General features: G+C 65.0%; 14 protein-coding genes and 2 riboswitches. Of the genes, 12 read left to right on the top strand and 2 right to left on the bottom strand.

Annotated elements, in window-relative coordinates; all coding sequences use genetic code 11:
• The first annotated feature begins 71 nt into the window (after positions 1-71).
• A riboswitch (cobalamin riboswitch) is annotated at positions 72-280 on the top strand.
• A 108-nt stretch (positions 281-388) separates the two neighbouring features.
• From A4C63_RS24760 to A4C63_RS24785, 6 genes are all read left to right on the top strand, one after another.
• Complete coding sequence (locus A4C63_RS24760; RefSeq protein ID WP_063915070.1) at positions 389-2,515, top strand: TonB-dependent siderophore receptor; 2,127 nt, start codon at positions 389-391, stop codon at positions 2,513-2,515.
• A 202-nt stretch (positions 2,516-2,717) separates the two neighbouring features.
• On the top strand, positions 2,718-3,884 hold the full coding sequence (locus A4C63_RS24765; RefSeq protein ID WP_063915071.1) for a DUF1624 domain-containing protein: 1,167 nt from the start codon (positions 2,718-2,720) through the stop codon (positions 3,882-3,884).
• Positions 3,885-3,912: 28 nt separating this feature from the next.
• Positions 3,913-4,110: riboswitch (cobalamin riboswitch) on the top strand.
• A 110-nt stretch (positions 4,111-4,220) separates the two neighbouring features.
• Entirely contained in the window at positions 4,221-5,231 is a 1,011-nt protein-coding gene (locus tag A4C63_RS24770; protein WP_063915072.1) for an ABC transporter substrate-binding protein, read from the top strand.
• Positions 5,231-6,247 (top strand): iron ABC transporter permease, encoded by a 1,017-nt coding sequence (locus A4C63_RS24775; RefSeq protein WP_063915073.1) that lies wholly within the window; start codon positions 5,231-5,233, stop codon positions 6,245-6,247. Before A4C63_RS24770 ends, A4C63_RS24775 begins: the two co-directional genes overlap by 1 nt.
• Positions 6,244-7,032 carry an ABC transporter ATP-binding protein gene (locus A4C63_RS24780; RefSeq protein ID WP_063915074.1) on the top strand — a complete coding sequence of 263 codons (789 nt, stop codon included), beginning with the start codon at positions 6,244-6,246 and terminating at the stop codon, positions 7,030-7,032. Before A4C63_RS24775 ends, A4C63_RS24780 begins: the two co-directional genes overlap by 4 nt.
• A 16-nt stretch (positions 7,033-7,048) precedes the next feature.
• On the top strand, positions 7,049-8,392 hold the full coding sequence (locus A4C63_RS24785) for an OprD family porin (RefSeq protein WP_063915075.1): 1,344 nt from the start codon (positions 7,049-7,051) through the stop codon (positions 8,390-8,392).
• Positions 8,393-8,445: 53 nt separating this feature from the next.
• Here the strand turns inward: A4C63_RS24785 and A4C63_RS24790 are convergent, their stop codons facing one another.
• Entirely contained in the window at positions 8,446-8,769 is a 324-nt protein-coding gene (locus A4C63_RS24790) for a hypothetical protein (RefSeq protein ID WP_063915076.1), read from the bottom strand.
• A 188-nt stretch (positions 8,770-8,957) separates the two neighbouring features.
• Here A4C63_RS24790 and A4C63_RS24795 point away from each other — a divergent pair, with 188 nt between their 5' ends.
• The 6 genes from A4C63_RS24795 to A4C63_RS24820 all read left to right on the top strand — a co-directional run bounded on the left by A4C63_RS24795 (position 8,958) and on the right by A4C63_RS24820 (position 16,474).
• Positions 8,958-9,437, top strand: coding sequence for a hypothetical protein (locus A4C63_RS24795; RefSeq protein WP_063915077.1), 480 nt, complete (start codon positions 8,958-8,960; stop codon positions 9,435-9,437).
• Between the two features lie 78 nt (positions 9,438-9,515).
• Positions 9,516-11,087, top strand: a complete 1,572-nt coding sequence (locus A4C63_RS24800) for a sensor domain-containing diguanylate cyclase (RefSeq protein ID WP_063915078.1) — start codon at positions 9,516-9,518, stop codon at positions 11,085-11,087.
• Positions 11,088-11,314: 227 nt separating this feature from the next.
• The gene (locus tag A4C63_RS24805) at positions 11,315-12,091 is read left to right on the top strand and encodes a ParA family protein (protein WP_063915079.1); all 777 of its coding nucleotides are present in this window, start codon (positions 11,315-11,317) and stop codon (positions 12,089-12,091) included.
• Positions 12,092-12,175: 84 nt separating this feature from the next.
• Complete coding sequence (locus A4C63_RS24810; RefSeq protein ID WP_063915080.1) at positions 12,176-12,586, top strand: DUF2946 family protein; 411 nt, start codon at positions 12,176-12,178, stop codon at positions 12,584-12,586.
• 70 nt (positions 12,587-12,656) lie between these two features.
• Entirely contained in the window at positions 12,657-14,807 is a 2,151-nt protein-coding gene (locus A4C63_RS24815) for a TonB-dependent siderophore receptor (protein WP_063915081.1), read from the top strand.
• Positions 14,808-15,136: 329 nt separating this feature from the next.
• Complete coding sequence (locus A4C63_RS24820) at positions 15,137-16,474, top strand: MFS transporter (RefSeq protein ID WP_063915082.1); 1,338 nt, start codon at positions 15,137-15,139, stop codon at positions 16,472-16,474.
• Between the two features lie 131 nt (positions 16,475-16,605).
• On the opposite strand, the gene A4C63_RS24825 is transcribed toward A4C63_RS24820, so the two are convergent.
• A complete protein-coding gene (locus A4C63_RS24825) occupies positions 16,606-19,752 on the bottom strand; it encodes an efflux RND transporter permease subunit (RefSeq protein WP_063915083.1) in 3,147 nt (1,048 codons plus the stop codon).
• Positions 19,753-19,767 lie beyond the last annotated feature (15 nt).

The raw sequence follows: 19,767 nt of genomic DNA on the forward strand, positions 1-19,767 counted from the left end.
AAGAGGCCAGACCTGCCTACAACTCCTCCCAATGATCACACCAGATTTGACGCCCCCACGTTTCAATGGTCAGATGCCCGCCAGTTTCAGGTGCCCTGCGCCGCCGCGCGCAGGGTGAAACGGGAAGCCGGTGCGTCGTGTTGCCCACGACAAGTCCGGCGCTGCCCCCGCAACGGTAAGCGAGCGAACCCTTCGAGATACCACTGTGCACCTGCATGGGAAGGTGAAGGATTCATGCCCCTCGCAAGCCCGGAGACCGGCCTGGAGCTTCACTTGGCAACCCGCGGTGGGCGGGCGCAGGCCGGTATCCGTGCGCGCACCTGTGGGCACGGTGCGCCTTTGCGTGTTTTCCACCGGGATCCATTCATTCCTGCAGTAGTGGAACGACATGTCCCGTATGTTAAAGCTTCACCCCCTGGCGGCCTGCCTGGCCGTTTCCCTGCCGGCCCTGGCCGATGAGCTTGACCGACAGCCCCTGGCCCTGCCTTCCACGGCCATCACCGACACCCAGGCCAGCCACGCCATCGACCTGGCCACCCCGACCCAGGCTGGCTCGCGCCTGGGCCTCAGCGCCCTGGAAACACCGGCCAGCACCAGCAGCATCAGCGCCGAGCAGATCCAGCAGCGCAACAACCTCACCGTGCAGGACGCAGTGACCCGCTCGCCGGGTATCAGCTACATCGGCTCCCCGGGCGACGGCGGCACGGGCCTTTCCGCACGCGGCTTTGCCGGCCACAGCTCGGTGATGACCCTGTTCGACGGCGCACGCCTGTACACCGGTGCCGGTACCCAGACGTTCCCGGTCGACCCGTGGATGGTCGAGCGCATCGATGTGATTCGCGGCCCGGCCTCGGTGCTGTATGGCGAAGGCGCCACCGGTGCGGTGGTCAACGTGATCCCGAAAAAGCCGTTTGCCGGCGAGGTACGCAACCACCTGCGCCTGGGCTACGGTTCGTGGGACCGCCAGCAGCTTGGCCTGGACAGCGGCGGCAGCCTCGGCGAGCGCCTGAGCTACCGCCTGGTCCTGAACCAGCAAGCCGGTAACGGTTGGGTCGACCGCACCCCTTCACGTAGCCTGGCGCTGAGCGCCGCGCTGCGCTTCGATGCCAGCGACGACCTCAGCTTCACCCTCGCCCACGACCGCGGCGATGCGGAGCCTGCCAACTACTACGGCACCCCGCTGATCGACGGCCACTACCGCAGCAGCCTGCGCAACAAGAACTACAACGTGCAGAACGACGTGCAGCATTACGTCGATGAATGGACGCGCCTGAACACCGACTGGACATTGAACGACCACCTCAGCGCCAGCAACCAGTTGTACTACATCAAAAGCCGCCGGCACTGGCGCAACGCCGAGGACTACAGCTGGGACGCCGAGCGCCAGCAGTTGCTGCGCGGCAGCTACCTGGAAATCAAGCACAACCAGGAACAGTTCGGCGACCGCCAGACCTTCACCCTCGACCATACGCTGTTCGGCCTGGCCAGCAAGACCATGGTCGGTGCCGAGTACAACAAGGTCCGTTTCAACGTCGACAGCAACGCGCCCTACAACGATGTGGGCGGCGACTACGTCGACCCGTGGCAGCCGCAACCAGGTTGGTTCCACAGCGCCTCGCCGTTGCGCCCGCAAACCTTGTCCACCACCCACACCTTTGCCCTGTTCGCCGAAAACCGCCTGCAGCTGAGCGATCGCCTGTCGCTGGTTACCGGCGTGCGCCGCGACCAGAACCACATCGTTCAGGAAAAACTGACCGTCGACAGCCGCAGCGACCGCAGCCTGCAAGGTGGCAACTGGCGTGCCGGGCTGGTGTTTGCGGTCAGCGACGACCTGTCGCTGTATGGCCAGTACTCCACCAGCGAGGACGGGGTCGACAACCTCATCAGCCTCAGCGCCAACCAGATGCACTACGACCTGACCGAAGCCAGGCAGACCGAGGTGGGCCTCAAGCAGCGCTTCTGGGAAGGGCGTGGCGAATGGACGTTGGCGGCCTACCACATCGTCAAGAAGAAGCTGCTGGTGGATGACCCGGTCACTCACGAGAAGCAACAGGCTGGTCAGCAGACATCCGACGGCCTGGAGGCGACCCTGGAACTGGCGCTGGCGCACCAGTGGCAGGTGTCGGCCAACGCGTCGGTGGTGCGCGCCAGGTACGACGATTTCGACGAAGTGGTCGGCGGCGTGGCGCAGGACCGTGCGGGCAATCGCCCGGCCAATATCCCGCGGCGTACCGCCAACCTGTGGCTGAGCAAAGCCTTCGGCCAGCGGGTGGAGGCCGGCATTGGCGCGCGCTATGTGGATGAGCGCTATGCCAACACCGCCAACACCCGGAGTGCCCCCGGCTACACCGTGGTCGATGCCAACATCGGCTGGCAGGTGTTGCCGGATGTGCGGCTGGGGTTGCAGCTGAACAACCTGTTCGACCGTGAATATGTGCAGTCGGCGTTCAGTGGCCAGCAGTGGCTGTTGGGGATGCCACGGTCGTACTTTGCGACGGTGGATTACAGCTTCTGATCCTATCTGCCTGCACCGGCCTCTTCGCGGGTAAACCCGCTCCCACGGGGACATCACAGACCTTGAAACCTGTAACGTACCTGTGGGAGCGGGTTTACCCGCGAAGAGGCCGGTGCAGGCAGCACAAAAAATCTACCAATCCATGATTATTTAGTTATAAGATAACATTTCATTTGACATCCATTCCTACCAGCGAACTTTCATGACAAGCGCCAGTGCCACCCCCACCCTGCTCACCCAGCGCCTGCAGAGCATCGATGCCCTGCGCGGTCTGGTGATCCTGTTCATGCTCCTGGACCACGTCCGCGAAACCTTCTTCCTGCACCGCCAGGTCAGCGACCCGATGGCCATCGATACCACCGAGCCCTCGCTGTTCCTCAGCCGCACCTTGGCCCACCTGTGCGCGCCGGTGTTCGTCATGCTGACCGGCCTGTCAGCCTGGCTGTACGGCGAGAAACACCAGGGCCGCGGCGATGTCTCGGCGTTCCTGTTCAAGCGCGGGCTGTTCCTGGTGGTGCTGGAATTCACCCTGGTCAACTTCGCCTGGACCTTCCAGCTGCCGCCCAGCGTCATCTACCTGCAGGTAATCTGGGCCATCGGCGTCAGCATGATCGCCCTGTCGCTGCTGGTCTGGTTGCCACGTGCCGCCCTGATCGCCTTGGGCGCAATCATCATCGCCGGCCACAACCTGCTCGATGGCCTGCACTTTGGCGCCGAATCCGCCCTGCACGTGCCATGGGCAATCCTGCATGACCGGGGCTGGCTTGAGTTCTCCGAAAGCCTGCGCCTGCGCACCTCCTACCCGGTGCTGCCGTGGATCGGTGTCATCGCCCTGGGCTACGGCCTGGGCCCGTGGTTCGCCCGTGGCAGCGAGGCCGGCCAGCGCCAGCATCGCCTGCTGCTGGCCGGGTTGATCGCGCTGCCGGGCTTTGTCGTGCTGCGCCTGCTCAACGGCTACGGCGAGGCGCCGTGGAGCGCTTACCCAACCCTCATGCAAACCCTGATGAGCTTCTTCAACATCACCAAGTACCCACCGTCGCTGCTGTTCCTGGCCCTGACCCTGGGCTGTGGGCTGCTGTTGCTGCGCGCCTTCGAACGCGCCGGCCAGGCCCGCTGGATCAGCGCCCTGGCGGTGTTCGGTGCAGCCCCCATGTTCTTCTACCTGCTGCACCTGTATGTGCTGAAGCTGCTGTACCTGGCCAGCGTGGCACTGTTCGGCCGCAACCATGGCGACTACTTCGGCTTCGACGGCATCGCCGCGGTGTGGCTGGGGTCGGTGCTGCTGGCGGTTTCGCTGTACCTGCCGGTACGCTGGTTCGCCCGCCTGAAGGCGCGGCGGCGCGACATCACCTGGCTGAAGTACTTCTGAAAAGCGTTTTCACCCGGCGGCGCGATGGTCTACCATGCCGGCCGCCGGTTTCCACCACGGAATCAATAGGGAATCCCAGGCCCGCCAATTCGGGCCAAACGGAACTGCCCCCGCAACTGTAGGTGCCGAGCCTGCTCCATCGATGCCACTGGGCCACCAACCCGGGAAGGCGGAGCCAGGCCATGACGCACCAGTCAGGAGACCTGCCGGCCTACATTCACCAACCGGCGGGGTGTCCGGGATTGGCTATCAGTGTTGCCCCTGCCGCCAGCGGGGGCTCGGCGATGCCTGTCCGTGCGTTCCTCACCCGAACTGTCCGATAGGAGATCGCCCAGCATGCTGCCCCGTTTTGCCACCCTGCTCGCCGGCCTCGGCCTCACCGGCCTGGCCCAGGCTGCTGCCACCCACTACCCGCTGACGGTCGACAACTGCGGCAAACCGCAAACCTTCGCCCAGGCGCCAGAACGCACGGTCACCATTGGCCAGGCCGGTACCGAGATGCTCTACGCGCTGGGGCTGGGTGACAAACTGGCGGCCACCTCGCTGTGGTTCAACAACGTGCTGCCCGAGTACCAGGTGCAAAACGACAAGGTGCCGCGCCTGGCCGACAACGAGCCCAGCTTCGAGGCAGTAGTGGGCAAGCGCCCGCAACTGGTGACGGTGCAGTTCGAATGGATGGTCGGTGCCCAGGGGGCGGTCGGCACCCGCGAGCAGTTCGATGAACTGAGCATCCCCACCTACCTGCTGCCGTCGGACTGCGAAGGCAAGGACAACCTGGTGGGCGCCGACGGCACCCGCCTGCAGGCGTTCCAGGTCGAAAGCATCTACAAGAGCGTCAGCCAGCTGGCGGAAATCTTCGACGTGCAGGACCGTGGCACAGCCCTGAATGCCGAGCTCAGAAGCCGCCTGGACAGTGCCAAGGCGCAACTGGCCGGCAAGGATCTGTCCACCACCTCGGCATTGTTCTGGTTCTCCAGCGCCGACCTGCACATCGACCCCTACGTAGCGGGCCGCCAAGGGGTCGCCGATTTCATGCTGCGCACCCTCGGCGTGCGCAACGTGGTCGAGTCCAGCGAAGAGTGGCCGACCGTTGGCTGGGAAACCCTGGCCAAGGCCAACCCCACCTGGCTGATCATCGCCCGCATGGACCGCCGCCGCTACCCCGCCGACGACTACCAGAAGAAGCTGACATTCCTGCGCAGCGACCCGGTAACGCGCAACATGGACGCGGTGAAACACGACCGCATCATCATCCTCGACGCCGACGCCATGCAGGCCGGCATTCGCTTGTTCAGCGGCCTGCAGACACTGTCCGCCGCCTTCGCCAGCGGCAAAGCAGCCCAGTGATGATGCGCCTGTTACCCTGCATCGCCGTTGCCCTGGCCGCCCTGTTGGCGGCCTTGCTGGCCGGCACCGCCATCGGCGAAACCAACCTGTCGCCCGGCGTGGTCGGCCAGGTGCTGGCCAACCACCTGTGGCAGGCCGGCTACCCGGTCGACCCGATCGACGCCGGCATCATCTGGAACTACCGCCTGACCCGCACCCTGGTCGCTGCGGCCTGCGGCGCCGGCCTGGCCACCTGCGGCGTGATCCTCCAGGCACTGTTGCGCAACCCGTTGGCAGAGCCTTACCTGCTGGGGTTGTCTGCCGGCGCCTCGACCGGTGCGGTACTGGTCGGCCTGCTTGGCCTGGGCAGCCTGGCGCTGAGCATGTCCGGCGGCGCCTTCCTCGGCGCCCTGGCAGCGTTCGCCCTGGTGCTGGTGCTGGCCCGCGCAGCCGGCCCGGGCAGCAACAACGCCCAGGTGATCCTCGCCGGGATCGCCGGCTCGCAACTGTTCAACGCCCTCACCGCCTTCCTCATCACCAAGTCGGCCACCGCCGAGCAGGCGCGCGGCATCCTGTTCTGGCTGCTGGGCAACCTCAGTGGCGTGCGTTGGCCTTCGGTGTGGCTGGCCGTGCCAGTGGCGCTGTTCGGGCTGGTGGTGTGCCTGTGGTACCGCCGTGCGCTGGATGCCTTCACCTTCGGTGCCGACTCGGCGGCGTCGCTGGGTATCCCGGTGCGGCGCACCCAGTTGCTGCTGATCAGCTGCGCGGCGCTGGTAACCGCCGTGATGGTGTCCATCGTCGGTGCCATCGGTTTTGTCGGGCTGGTAATCCCCCATGCCCTGCGCCTGCTGATCGGCCCGGGGCACAGCCGCCTGCTGCCCGCCAGCGCCCTGGGCGGGGCACTGTTCCTGATTGCCGCCGACATCCTGTCGCGCACCTTGATCCCCGGGCAGGTGATCCCCGTTGGCGTGGTCACCGCGCTGCTCGGCGCACCGGTCTTCGCGCTGATCCTGGTCAGCCGCCGGGGGCGCCCATGACGGTCATGACGGCTGTACCGATGGCACCCTTGAGTTGCCAGAGCCTGGGGCTGCAACTGGCCGGCAATACCGTGCTCAGCGATATCGAACTAAGCGTTGTAGCCGGTGAAACCCTGGGCATCGTCGGCCCCAACGGCTCCGGCAAATCCTCGCTGCTGAAGGTGCTGGCAGGGTTGCGCAAGCCAGGCAGCGGCAGCGTGCAGCTGCTGGGCGAGCCGCTGGCACAGTTGCCCCGGCGCCGTGTCGCCCAGGCCCTGGCGCTGGTCGAACAGCAGGCTGACACCCTCGATGCGATCAGCGTGTTCGACGCCGTTGCCTTGGGCCGCACCCCCTGGCTGTCGGCGCTGGCGCCGTTCTCCCGGGAAGACCGCGCGATCGTCGAACAGGCCCTGGCCGACCTCGACGCCCTGCACCTGCGCACACGCCTGTGGGGCTCGCTGTCCGGTGGCGAGCGCCAACGCGTGCACATCGCCCGTGCCCTGGCGCAACGGCCGCAGGTGCTACTGCTGGACGAGCCGACCAACCACCTCGATATCCAGCACCAGCTGGGCCTGCTGCAACAGGTGCAAGCCCTGCCGGTGACCACCCTGGTGGCCTTGCACGACCTCAACCAGGCGCTTACCTGCGACCGCGTCGCGGTGCTCGACAAGGGCCGCCTGGTCGCCCTCGGCAAACCGCTCGAAGTGCTCAACCCCGAACGCCTGCTAAGCACTTTCGGCGTGCACGCCCACTACCTCACCGACCCCTTCGACGGCGCACGCATCTTGCGTTTTCGCGCCTCCTGAACAGGAAGCTTTGCCCATGCCGCGCCCTGTCGCCCTGCTGCTCACCGGCACCCTGCTAGCGCCGGCTGCTGCGCTGGCCGAATCCGCCCAGTCGCAAAGCAACGGCTTTGTCGAGGATGGCCGCTGGAGCCTGCTCAACCGCAGCGTATTCGACCAGCGCGACTACAAGCATGGCGGGCGCAACAGTGCCGCGCGCAACGCCTACAAGCCGCGCAGTGAACGTAACGGCAAGGCCGAGGAATGGGCCTATGGGCTGATGGGCACCTTTCAGTCCGGCTTCACCCGGGGGCTGATCGGTGTCGGGGTTGATGCCCACGCCTACCTGGGCGTGCAACTCGACAGCGGCGGCGGGCGTGCAGGCAAGGCGCGCTTGCTCGGGGTGGATAACGAGGGGCACCCGAAAAACGAATACAGCCGTGCCGGCGCGGCACTGAAACTGCGCATGTCCAATACCGTGCTGTCTTACGGTGAGCAACGCGTCAAGACCCCGGTGTTCAGCTCTTCGGACAGCCGCCTGCTACCCGAGACAGCCACCGGTTTCTTCCTTGCCAGCAACGAATTCGACACCCTCAAGCTGGTAGCCGGGCACTTCAACGAGAGTACCGACCGTAATGCTTCCAGCCACGACCAGGGCTTCGTGGTGAACTACTCCAACGGCCGCCAGGGCAACAGCTTCGACCTGGCTGGCGTGGTGTGGAACCCCGGCGCCGCCTTCAGCGGCAGCCTGTACACCTCCCGCTACCAGGACAGCTGGAACCAGCACTACCTGGGCAGCACCCTCAGCCATGCCCTGGATGAGCACCGCAGCCTCAGCCTCGACCTCAACCTGTACCGCACCACCGACACCGGCAAGGCGCTGTCCGGGCGCATCGACAACACCACCTGGAGCCTGGTCTCACGCTACAACCACGGGCCGCACGGCTTCAGCCTGGGCTGGCAGCAGGTGGACGGCAACACGCCATTCGATTACGTGACACGGGGGGCGATCTTCATTGCCAACGCGGTGCAGATGTCGGACTTCAACGCACCGAACGAGAAGTCGTGGCAGGCGCGCTATGACCTGAACATGGGCGCCTACGGCCTGCCAGGGTTGACCCTGACGGCGTTATACGTGCGTGGGTTCGATATCGACGGCACCCATGTCGACCCTGCGGGTGGGTATGCGTACCTGGGGTATGGCAAGGGGGGCAAACATTGGGAGCGTGACCTCGAGGCACGGTATGTGGTGCAGGGTGGCAAGGCCAAGGGCACCGTGTTTTCGCTGCGCCATGACGTGCATCGGGGCAATACGGCGCAGGCGGAGCTGGATGGGGACCAGATACGGTTGGCGGTGGAGTGGCCGTTGGGGGGTGGGTTCTGATGTATCGCGTGGTCTGAAAGATCCTGGGGCCGCATGGCGGCCCCAAAAATCGATCAGGCGACCGAACTACCAACAGGCTGCAACCCCCACTCCGCCCGTTCCTGCGCACTCAGCGCCGCCACCACCTCGGCAAAGGTCCGCTCCAGCTCCGAGCTGACATTGCCAAACACCCGGTAATTGGTCAGCAGGTAGCGCTTCACGGTCCTGGGCCAACGCCTTTCCTTGTGCGCCGCATGGATGATGCCTTTGGCGTCATGCCGCGTCGCCCCACGCCACAAGTCCATCAACCTGTTCTCGAAATCACCGAAGGTCCACAGGTCTCTGCGGTCTTCGAACTCGTCCAGCAGTTTGAGTTTGTACAGGGCCATGTGCGTCATCGTGAATCTCCCTTGGGTACATTGAAAAATCCGTGCACCTCGGAAGGTAAGCAACCCGGGCAGGTTTTGAAATGAACACGTCGATTACCTGCGCGGCACCTTTGTAGGCACTTTCTGATCTGTCAGCGCAGCCACAACGACCGACATCGGTATAATCGGTAGCATTCACTGCCCAACCAGGCCACGCCATGCCTCGCTTCCAGATGTTGCTGTTGCCCCTGCTGCTGACTGCCGCCCTCACCGCCTGCGACCAGCAACCCTCCCGTGAAGAACAGATCCTGGCCCAGCTGCCGCTGCAGGATGCCTACACGCACAACATCGAGCGCATGGCAGCGCTGCTCGGCCGCACGCACCCGCAGCTGTCGCAGGCGACTATCCAGGGCGTGCTGCGCAAGCACCTGACCGTCGAGGACCAGCGCCAGGACCTGTTCCGGCTGTACAGCGAAAAGAACTTCAGCGATGCCGAGTTCGCCACCATCGTCGAGGCCACCCAGGACCCGGCCAAGGCCCGTGCCCTGGAAGACACCGAGGCCGGCAAGCGCCTGAGCGAGAAGCTGACCGCCCTGATGCGCGAGACCGCCCGCGACGCGAAGGTGCAGGCCTTGGCCGAGCAGCGCATGCAACAGGTCGAAGACGAACTGGACGCGCTGGAAAAGGCAGGCTCCTGAGCGTGGTTCCCCGCTGCGGCCATAACGCGTAAGGTTATTCCCATTTCATAGCTGTTTTTCGATCACCCGAGGTCAGGATTGCCACACACCAAGCACGGATTGCGCCTGGATTTACGCACACTCATTCTGGTGCTCTGCGCCCTTACCGCCGTGGTCATGCTGTGCGCCAGCTATTTCGCCAGCTACCGGGTGCAGCGCCAGCTGCTCATCGACCACGCCCTGGAAGCCAACCGGGTGTACGCGATGAAACTGGCCACCATCACCGAGACCTTTATCGGCAACGCTTTACAGCAACTGTCGTTCAGCGCTGGCGTGCAAGGCCGGCAGTTCGGTGACGCCGTTGCCCTGCAGGCAGAGACCGAGCGTGTCCTGAGCCAGAGCCTGGCCTTCAACTCCACGTTCGTGATCGATGCCAACGGGGTGCTGCTGGCGATTTCCCCCGCCCCGTTGCGGCACCTGGTCGGCAGGCACATGCAGTCGCCCGGCGTTCAAGAGGCGCTGCACGCGCGACGAGCACTGGTGTCGACGCCTTACGTGACGGCGGCCAATAACCTGGTGGTGGCGCTGTCGCAACCCATTTTCGACAGCAATGGCCGCTACCTGGGATATGTCAGCGGCAGCCTGTACCTGCGTGAACACAACATCCTCAACAGCCTGCTGGGCGAGCACTTCTACAAGGACGGCTCCTATCTGTACGTGGTCGACCGCAACCGCCGTCTGCTGTACCACCCCGACAGCCAGCGCGTGGGCACGGTGGTTGAAGGTAACGCATTGATCGACCAGCTGACGACCCTGGGCAGCGGTACCCGGCAACTGACCAACAGCCTTGGCGTGGAAATGCTCGCCGGGTTCGCCACCGTACCCAGCACCGGTTGGGGCGTGGTGGCGCAGCAGCCGCTGACTCAGACGTTGGCGCCACTGAGCAACCTGATCCTCAACGTGGTCGGCACCTCCGCACCGTTGGCGCTGGTGGGTAGCTTGCTGCTGTGGTGGCTGGCCATGACCATCGCCCGGCCGCTGTGGCAGCTTGCCGCCGGCGCCCGCTCGATGGACCGTGCCGGCACTGCCGAGCGCCTGCATCGGGTACCGGCCTGGTACTTCGAGGCGGCCGAGCTCAAGCGCGCACTGCTGTTCGGGCTCAACCTGCTGCAGGAACGTATCGGCCGGCTCAACCACGACGCCCAGACCGACCCGCTGACCGGCCTGGGCAACCGTCGCAGCCTGGAGTTCAGCCTGTCGTTGCTGGAAGCCGAGGGTCGGGCATTTGCGGCCATCGTGCTGGATATCGACCATTTCAAGCGGGTAAATGACTGCCACGGGCATGAAATGGGTGACCAGGTGCTGCGCCGGCTCGCAGAGCTGATGCGCCGCTGCTGCCGCGAGGGCGACTTGCTGTGCCGCACCGGCGGCGAAGAGTTCCTGATGCTGCTGCCGGGGGCCAGCCTGGACGTTGCAGCAGTGGTGGCCGAGCGGCTGCGGGTGACGGTGCAGGATACACCGCTGGAGCCAGTGGGGGCGGTAACAGTGTCGCTAGGTGTGGCGCGTTGGGATGGCGAGGCCGATAGCGAACCGGGGGATGCGTTGAGCGAGGCTGACCAGGCGCTTTACCGGGCCAAGCAGGAGGGGCGTAATCGAGTAGTCGTTGCCTGAGCGCCATGTTTTCCTGTGCCGGCCCTTTCGCGGGCACGCCCGCTCCCACAGGCAATGCGCCACCCTCAAGGGCAGCAGAGTTCCTGTGGGAGCGGGCATGCCCGCGAAAGGGCCAGTACAAACAATTATGAATGGGCAGGTTGTAACAATCCTTGTCATAAAACTGTCGTGTTTCAGTCATAGGATTGACCCCAACCTGACATTTTCACTTCATGGATGAGCGTCTCATGCGTCGTGTGGTTTTCAATCAAAAGGGTGGCGTCGGTAAGTCCAGCATCGCCTGCAACCTTGCCGCCGCCAGTGCCGCCGAAGGCTACCGGACCCTGCTGGTCGATCTCGACCCGCAGGCCAATGCCACCTACTACCTGACCGGCCTGGTCAATGATGCCATTCCTTCCGGCATCGCCGACTTCTTCCGCCAGACCTTGTCGCCCGTCACCGCTGCCGGCAAGAAGCACCGGGTGGCGATCACCGAAACCCACTACAGCAACCTGCATCTGATCACTGCCAGCCCCGACCTCAGCGACCTGCAAGGCAAGCTGGAGAGCAAATTCAAGATCAACAAGCTGCGCAAGCTACTGGTGGAGTTGGGCGAGGACTACGAGCGGATCTACATCGACACCCCACCGGCACTCAACTTCTATACCTTCAGCGCGCTGGTGGCGGCCGAGCGGTGGTTGATCCCGTTCGACTGCGACAGTTTCTCGCGCCAGGCCCTGCACAGCGTAATGGCCGAAGTCGAAGAACTGCGCCAGGACCATAACCCGGCGTTGCAAGTGGAAGGTGTGGTGGTCAACCAGTTCGCCGGGCGCACCGCGCTGCACCAGACCCTGGTCGAGCAATTGTGCAGCGAAGGCATGCCGGTGCTGCCGGTGTACCTGAGCAGCTCGATCAAGATGCGTGAATCGCACCAGGCCTCGGTGCCGCTGGTGCACCTGGCGCCGCGGCACAAATTGGCGCTGGAGTTTGTCGATTTGCTGGATGTACTGGAGCGTGCGGCCTGACAGAACCCTGGGGGCGCGTTGCGCCCCAAAATCTTGAGCCCGAAGCACTACCCGAGCGTTCATCCGGATGATAGATTCGCCGCCATGAAAACCACCCGGCACACCCGCACGCTGACCGCCTGGACGCTCTACGCCAGCGTCCTGTTCAGCCTGGTGCTGTGCGGCCTGCACCATGGCCAGATGGGTGGCCTGCGCCTGGCCGGCCTGGAAGGCGGTTTCTGCTCGGTCAACAGCGAGCACGGCGTAGCCATCGACCTGGATGGCGCCGGCGGCGACCAGCACATGGCCCAGCTCGACTGCCCGGTGTGTTCCTCGTTCAGCCTGGCCGTACCGCTCAGCAGCGGCGGCTGGTCGTTCACCCCGGCGCAAGCCGTGGCCACCACGCCCATCGTGGTGCGCAGCTGGGCGCAACCGCCGCCACGCTATCAACGCCCCGCCCTCAACCCCCGCGCCTCCCCCGCCTCTTTCCCCGCAGCCGTCCTTCATTTCGCCTGACCTCAGCCGGGCGCGCCTGACTGCGCGCGCTCGTGGTCAGCCATGACCTTTGCGTGGAAGACACACCAACATGCTTCGCAATACCTCCCTGGTGCTCCTCATGGGCACCTGCAGCCTTGCCTGGGCGGACGCTGCCCCGGTTGAACTGAGCGCCACCACCATCGACGGTGAACGCAACGCCGCCAGCGGCGTGCAACTGGACGAGCCGATCCGCACCGGCTCGCGCCTGGGCCTCACCGCGCGAGAAACGCCTGCCTCGGTCAGTGTCTCGGACCGCCGCCTGATCGAAGAGCGCGACGCCAAGGACAGCCAGGACGTGATCAACGCCATGACCGGCGTCAACGCTTCGGCCAACCCCGGCTTTGGCGGCTTCGTCGCCTACCGCGGCTTCACCCAGAACCAGGTTACCCAGTTATACAACGGCATCAACCTGGGCTACAGCAGCGCCACCCGGCCAGTGGATGCCTGGGTGCTCGACCGCGTCGAGCTGATCGGCGGGCCGTCGTCGTTCCTACATGGTGCGGGCGCAGTAGGTGGCTCGATCAACTACATCACCAAGTTGGCCAGCCGCGATCAACAGACCATCGACGGCCGTATCCGCCATGGCAGCTTCGACGACAGCGAAGTGGCGTTCGGCATCAACCAGGCACTGGCCAGCAACCCCGCCGATGCCCGCCACTTCATGCGCCTGGACTTCAGCCGTGGGCATGGCAACGGCTACATCGACCGCAACGAACGGCACACCGACAGCCTGGCCTTCTCGCTGCTCAGCGACCTCGCCCCCAACCTCACCCATACCCTGGCCGTGGAGTACCAGGAAGATCGCGAAGACAGCCCGTATTGGGGCTCACCGATCCTGCCCGGGCGCAGCACGATGAAAATCGACAACAGCCGCCGCTTCGAAAACTACAACGTCGGCGACGGGCGCTATGAGCAGCGGGTACGCTGGCTGCGCTCGATCCTCGACTACCAGCTCAGCGACAGCACCAGCGTGCAGAACACGCTGTACCACTACAACGCCCAGCGCGACTACCGCAACCTCGAACGCTACAGCTACACCGACGATGGCAAGGTACGCCGTAGCAGCCCTTACCTGCAGCGCCATGACCAGAATCTGCTGGGCGACCGCATCGAGCTGCGCCATGACAACCTGCTGTTCGGCCTGGCCAGCCAGTGGTCACTGGGGCTGGAGTACTCGCGCATGCGCCAGACCCTCTACCCCACCTCGAGCAGCTGGAGCGACGTGGTCGATGCCGAGCACTTCGCCCCCGGCAGCTTCAACGACATCCCCGGGGTGAATGCCGGCCTGACCAAGCAACGCCGTCACGAGGTGACCAACCGCGCAGTGTTTGCCGAAAACCGCCTGCAACTCACCGAACGCCTGGCCCTGCTGACCGCCCTGCGCTACGACTACCTGGACATGCAAGTGACCAACTACGGCGCGGTGACGCCAACCTCGCCGGCGTTCTTCGAGCGGCGCTGGGAGCCGCTTTCCGGGCGTATCGGCCTGACCTATGCGCTGACGCCCTCGGCCAGCCTCTATGCGCAGTACAGTACCTCCGCCGACTTGCCGGCCGGCTCGCTGGCGGCAGCGACCTACTCCAACGTCGGGCTGTTCGACCTGTCCAAGGGCGAGCAGTGGGAGGTGGGCAGCAAGTTCGACTTTCTCGACGGGCGCGGTGCGGCCACGCTGGCGCTGTACCAGATCGTGCGCAAGGACTTCGCCGTGCGCGACGCCAACGACGCCAACCTCACGGTCCAGGCCGGGCAGCAGACCTCGCGCGGTGTCGAGCTGTCCGGGCGGCTGCAGGTGACACCAAAACTGCTGGCCGAGGCCAACTATGCCTACGTCGATGCGCAGTACGACGAGTTCAACGAGGCGGTCAATGGCGTGTCGGTGTCGCGCAAGGGCAACGTTCCGGTGAACGTACCGGCCAACATCGCCAACCTGTGGCTGACCTACAGCCTGACCCCGGCGTGGTCGGTTGGGGCAGACGGGCGCTACGTGGGCTCGGTGTATGCCGACAATGCCAACAGCCTCAAGGCCCCGGCCTACACACTGTTCGGCGCGTTCGCCCGCTACCGGCTGGATGAGCACACCTCACTCACCGGGCGGGTACGCAACCTGACCGACGAGGTGTATGCCAAGCAGGCCTACAACAGCCAGTACTACATGGGGCCGCCGCGCACCTTCGAACTGGCGCTGGACATGCGTTTCTGAGCGCATGGCTTGTCTTGCATGAACATCCCGGCCTGCGTTGGCTCCTGTGGGAGCGGCCTTGCGTCGCGAAAGGGCCGCAACGCGGCCCCAGGATTGATGCGCAATAGTTGAAATTGCTGGGGCTGCTGCGCAGCCCTTTCGCGACACAAGGCCGCTCCCACAGCGGACCGCGCAAAGCGAACAACTCGCGGTTGATTCAGGTATCCCGAGGTCGCCCTCGACAAAGCGTCCTCCAGCGCCCGGTTATCTACTGGCAAGCACAACAATGATGGCGCGGCCCGACCGCGCCACTTTCATCATGCCTGCCAATGGAACCGGAGAGCACTCGCATGCCCACACCTCACGAGGTATCCCCCGCCACACTGCGCCGGGTGATCGCCGCCTCGGCCATCGGCAACTTCGTCGAATGGTTCGACTTCGCCGTCTACGGCTTTCTCGCTACCCTGATCGCCAGCCAGTTCTTCACCGGCGAAGACGCCAGCGTGGCCTTGCTCAAGACCTTTGCGGTGTTTGCCGTAGCCTTCGCCCTGCGCCCGCTGGGCGGCATCGTGTTCGGCGCGCTGGGTGACCGCCTGGGGCGCAAGCGCATCCTGTCGCTGACCATCCTGCTGATGGCCGGCTCCACGACCCTGATCGGCCTGCTGCCGACCTACGCCAGCATCGGCCTGGCAGCCCCCGCACTGCTGACCCTGGCGCGCTGCCTGCAGGGCTTTTCTGCCGGTGGCGAATATGCCGGGGCCTGCGCCTACCTGATGGAGCACGCACCCAACGGCAAGCGCGCCTTCTATGGCAGCTTCGTGCCGGTCTCGACCTTTTCCGCGTTTGCCTGTGCGGCGGTGATCGCCTATGGCCTGGAAGCCAGCCTGTCGGCCGAAGCGATGAATGCCTGGGGCTGGCGCATCCCGTTCCTGATCGCGGCACCGCTGGGGCTGGTCGGCCTGTACCTGCGCTGGCGCATGGAAGAAACCCCGGCGTTCCGCGAAGCCATCGCCCAAGGCAAGGAGCATGAACATTCGCCACTCAAGGAAACCCTGCGCAACCATGGCCGGGCGATGCGCAACCTGGGGGCCTTCATCTCGCTGACCGCGCTGTCGTTCTACATGTTCACCACCTACTTCGCCACCTACTTGCAACTGGTCGGCAACCTGACCCGCGCGCAATCGCTGCTGGTGACCACCGTGGCCCTGTTGTTCGCCGCCGTCGGCTGCCCGCTGGCCGGCGCGTTCTCGGACCGCGTAGGGCGGCGCAAGACCATCGGCTTTACCTGCCTGTGGGTGATGCTGTGCGTGTTCCCGGCGTACTGGCTGGCCAGCTCCGGCTCGATGTCCGGCGCGCTGCTGGGGGTGATCCTGCTGGCAGTGGGGGCATTGTGTAGTGGTGTGGTCACGGCGGCATTGCTGTCGGAAAGCTTCCCTACCCGCACCCGCTATACCGCTTCGGCGATTACCTACAACGTGGCCTATACCCTGTTTGGCGGCACCGCGCCATTGGTGGCGACCTGGCTGATCGGGCAAACCGGCAGCAGCCTGGCACCGGCGTTCTACCTGGTGGTGATTGCGCTGGTGGCCTTGGTGGGTGGGTTGGCGTTGCCGGAGACTTCGCGGATTTCGTTGCATGATGAGGCGGGAACGGAGAGCGCGCGGCCCGGAGCCCGTAGTACCGTTTGATATTTTGGGGGCTGCTTTGCAGCCCTTCGCGGGCTTGCCCGCTCCCACAGGGATCGCGCAAACCATGGGTTCAGCGACACACCTGTGGGAGCGGGCAAGCCCGCGAAGGGCCGCAACGCGGCCCCGGGGGCTCAACCCTCCTGCACCTCTTCGCGCCGATACGCCCACTGATACAACGCCGGCAACACCAGCAAGGTCAGTGCGGTGGAGGACAGAATCCCGCCAATCACCACGGTCGCCAGCGGCCTCTGTACCTCGGCCCCGGTCCCGGTAGCCAAGGCCATAGGAATGAACCCCAGCGACGCCACCAGTGCCGTCATCAGCACCGGTCGCAAGCGCGTCAGCGCGCCCTCCTCGACCGCCGCCCGCAGCGTGCGCCCTTCCTCCCGCAGGCCACGGATAAAGGCGATCATCACCAGCCCGTTGAGCACCGCCACCCCCGACAAGGCAATGAACCCCACGCCAGCGGATATGGACAACGGGATGTCCCGCAACCACAGCGCCAGCACCCCGCCAGTGAGGGCGAACGGAATGCCGGTGAACACCAGCAGGCCATCCCTGAGGTTGTTGAACATCATCAGCAACAGTGCCATGACCAGCAGCAAGGCCACCGGTACCACCACCTGCAGACGCTCGGCCGCCGACTGCAGCTGCTCGAACTGGCCACCCCAGCGTGTCCAGTAACCCGGTGGTATCTGCACCTGCTCGATCAACGTCTGTTCGGCCTCCTCGACGAACGAGCCCAGGTCACGCCCGCGCACGTTGGCACTGACCACCACCACTCGCTTGCCATCCTCGCGGCTGACCTGGTTCGGCCCCAGCTGCAGGTTCAACGTGGCCACCTGCGACAGCGGGATGAAGCCGATCTGCCCGGCACCCGCTGTAGCGCTGGCCGGCACCGGAATCAGCAAGCTGGCCAGCCCGTCGACATCGGTACGCAGGGTTTCCGACAGGCGCACCACCATGTCGAAACGGCGGTCACCTTCGTACAGCGTGCCGGCCGTGCGCCCCCCCACGGCAATGGCAATGGCGTCCTGCACGTCGCCCACGTTCAGGCCATGGCGTGCCGCCTTGTCGCGGTCGATATCGATGGTCAGCACCGGCAGGCCAGTGGTCTGCTCGACCTTTACCTCGGACGCGCCCGGCACGCCTTGCAGGCTGCTGGCGATCTGCGCGGCGGTGCGGTTGAGCACGTCCATGTCGTCACCGAACAGCTTCACCGCCACATCGCTGCGCACCCCCGATATCAGCTCGTTGAAGCGCAACTGAATCGGCTGCGACAGCTCGTAGTTGCTGCCTGGCACGCTGGCGGCGGCACGTTGTACCTCGGCGATCAGCTCATCACGCGGCTTGCCCGGCTCGCCCCATTGTTCACGCGGGCGCAGCATCACATAGGCATCGGAAATGTTCGGCGGCATCGGGTCGGAGGCGATCTCGGCGGTGCCGGTGCGGGCGAACACTCGCTCCACTTCCGGCACCTGGGCAATGATCGCCTGTTCCAGACGCTGCTGCATGTCGACCGATTGCGACAGGCTGGTGCCCGGCACGCGCAGGGCCTGCAGGGCGAAGTCGCCTTCGCTGAGGCTGGGGATGAACTCGCTGCCCATGCGGCTGGCCATTACCCCGGACAACAACACCAGGGTGGCGGCGGCGGCGAACGCCAGCTTGCGCCGGCCCAGCACCCAGGCCAGCACCGGGGCATAGCGCTGACGCGCCGTGCGCATTACCAGGCCTTCCTCTTCCTTGACCTTGCCGGTGACGAACAGGGCAATGGCCGCCGGCACGAAGGTAACCGAGAGGATCATGGCACCGAGCAGGGCGATGACCACGGTAAAGGCCATTGGGTGGAACATCTTGCCTTCCACCCCGGTCAGGGCAAAGATCGGCAGGTACACAACCATGATGATCAGTTGGCCGTAGATCAGCGGCCGGCGCGCCTCACGGGCAGCCGCGAACACTTCATGGAAGCGCTCGGCGCGGGTCAGCATGCGGCCATGGCGTTGCTGGGCATGGGCCAGGCGCCGGATGGCGTTCTCCACGATCACCACCGCGCCGTCGACGATGATGCCGAAGTCCAATGCGCCCAGGCTCATCAGGTTGGCGCTGACCTTGTTGCTGAACATGCCGGTGAAGGTGAACAGCATCGACAACGGAATGACCATGGCGGTGATCAGCGCAGCGCGGATGTTGCCCAGAAACAGGAACAACACGGCGATGACCAGGATGGCGCCCTCGACCAGGTTCTTCTTCACCGTGGCGATGGCCTTTTCCACCAGGTTGGTGCGGTCGTACACCGTCACCGCGACCACGCCCTTGGGCAGATTGCGGTTGATCTCCACCAGCTTGGCGGCTACCGCCTGGGACACCGTGCGGCTGTTCTCGCCAATCAGCATGAATACCGTGCCCAGCACCACTTCCCGGCCGTTTTCGGTAGCCGCGCCCGAGCGCAGCTCTTCGCCCAGGCCAACCTGGGCAACATGGCTGACGCGGATTGGCGTGCCGTCGACACTGGAGATGACAATGTTGGCGATGTCCTCGGCCGATGCCACCTGGCCGGGCGCGCGGATCAGCAACTGCTCGCCATTGCGCTCGATGTAGCCGGCGCCGACGTTGGCGTTGTTGCGTTCCAGCGCCGCGATCAGGTCGTTGAGGGTGAGCTTGTAGGCTGCCAGGCGCTTGGGCTCCGGCGCAATCAGGTACTGCTTGGCATGGCCGCCGATGCTGTTGACCTCGGCCACTCCGGGCACATTGCGCAGCTGCGGTTTGATGATCCAGTCCTGGATCACCCGCAAGTCAGTCGGGGTGTAGGGCGTGCCGTCCTCCTTCAGCGCACCCTGCTCGGCCTCCACCGTCCACAGGAAGATTTCACCCAACCCGGTGGAAATCGGCCCCATGCCCGCTTCGATGCCGTCGGGCAACTGCTCGCGCGCCACTTGCAGGCGCTCGTTGACCAGTTGACGGGCGAAGAACAGGTCGGTGCCGTCGTCGAAAATGACCGTGACCTGCGACAGGCCCGAGCGCGACAGCGAGCGGGTCTGCTTGAGCCCAGGCAGGCCGGCCATGGCGGTCTCGATGGCGAAGGTGATGCGCTGCTCGGTCTCCAGCGGCGAATAGCCGGGCGCGGCGGTATTGATCTGCACCTGGACGTTGGTAATGTCCGGTACAGCGTCGATCGGCAGTTTCTGGTAGCTGTGGATACCCACCGCAGCCATCAGGACCACGGCCAGCATCACCACCAGGCGCTGCTCGATGGCAAATTGGATCAGGCGTTCGAACATGCAGGCGTCCCCGTG

The sequence above is a fragment of the Pseudomonas sp. p21 genome, assembly GCF_001642705.1.
In the GTDB taxonomy this organism is placed as follows: Bacteria; Pseudomonadota; Gammaproteobacteria; order Pseudomonadales; family Pseudomonadaceae; genus Aquipseudomonas.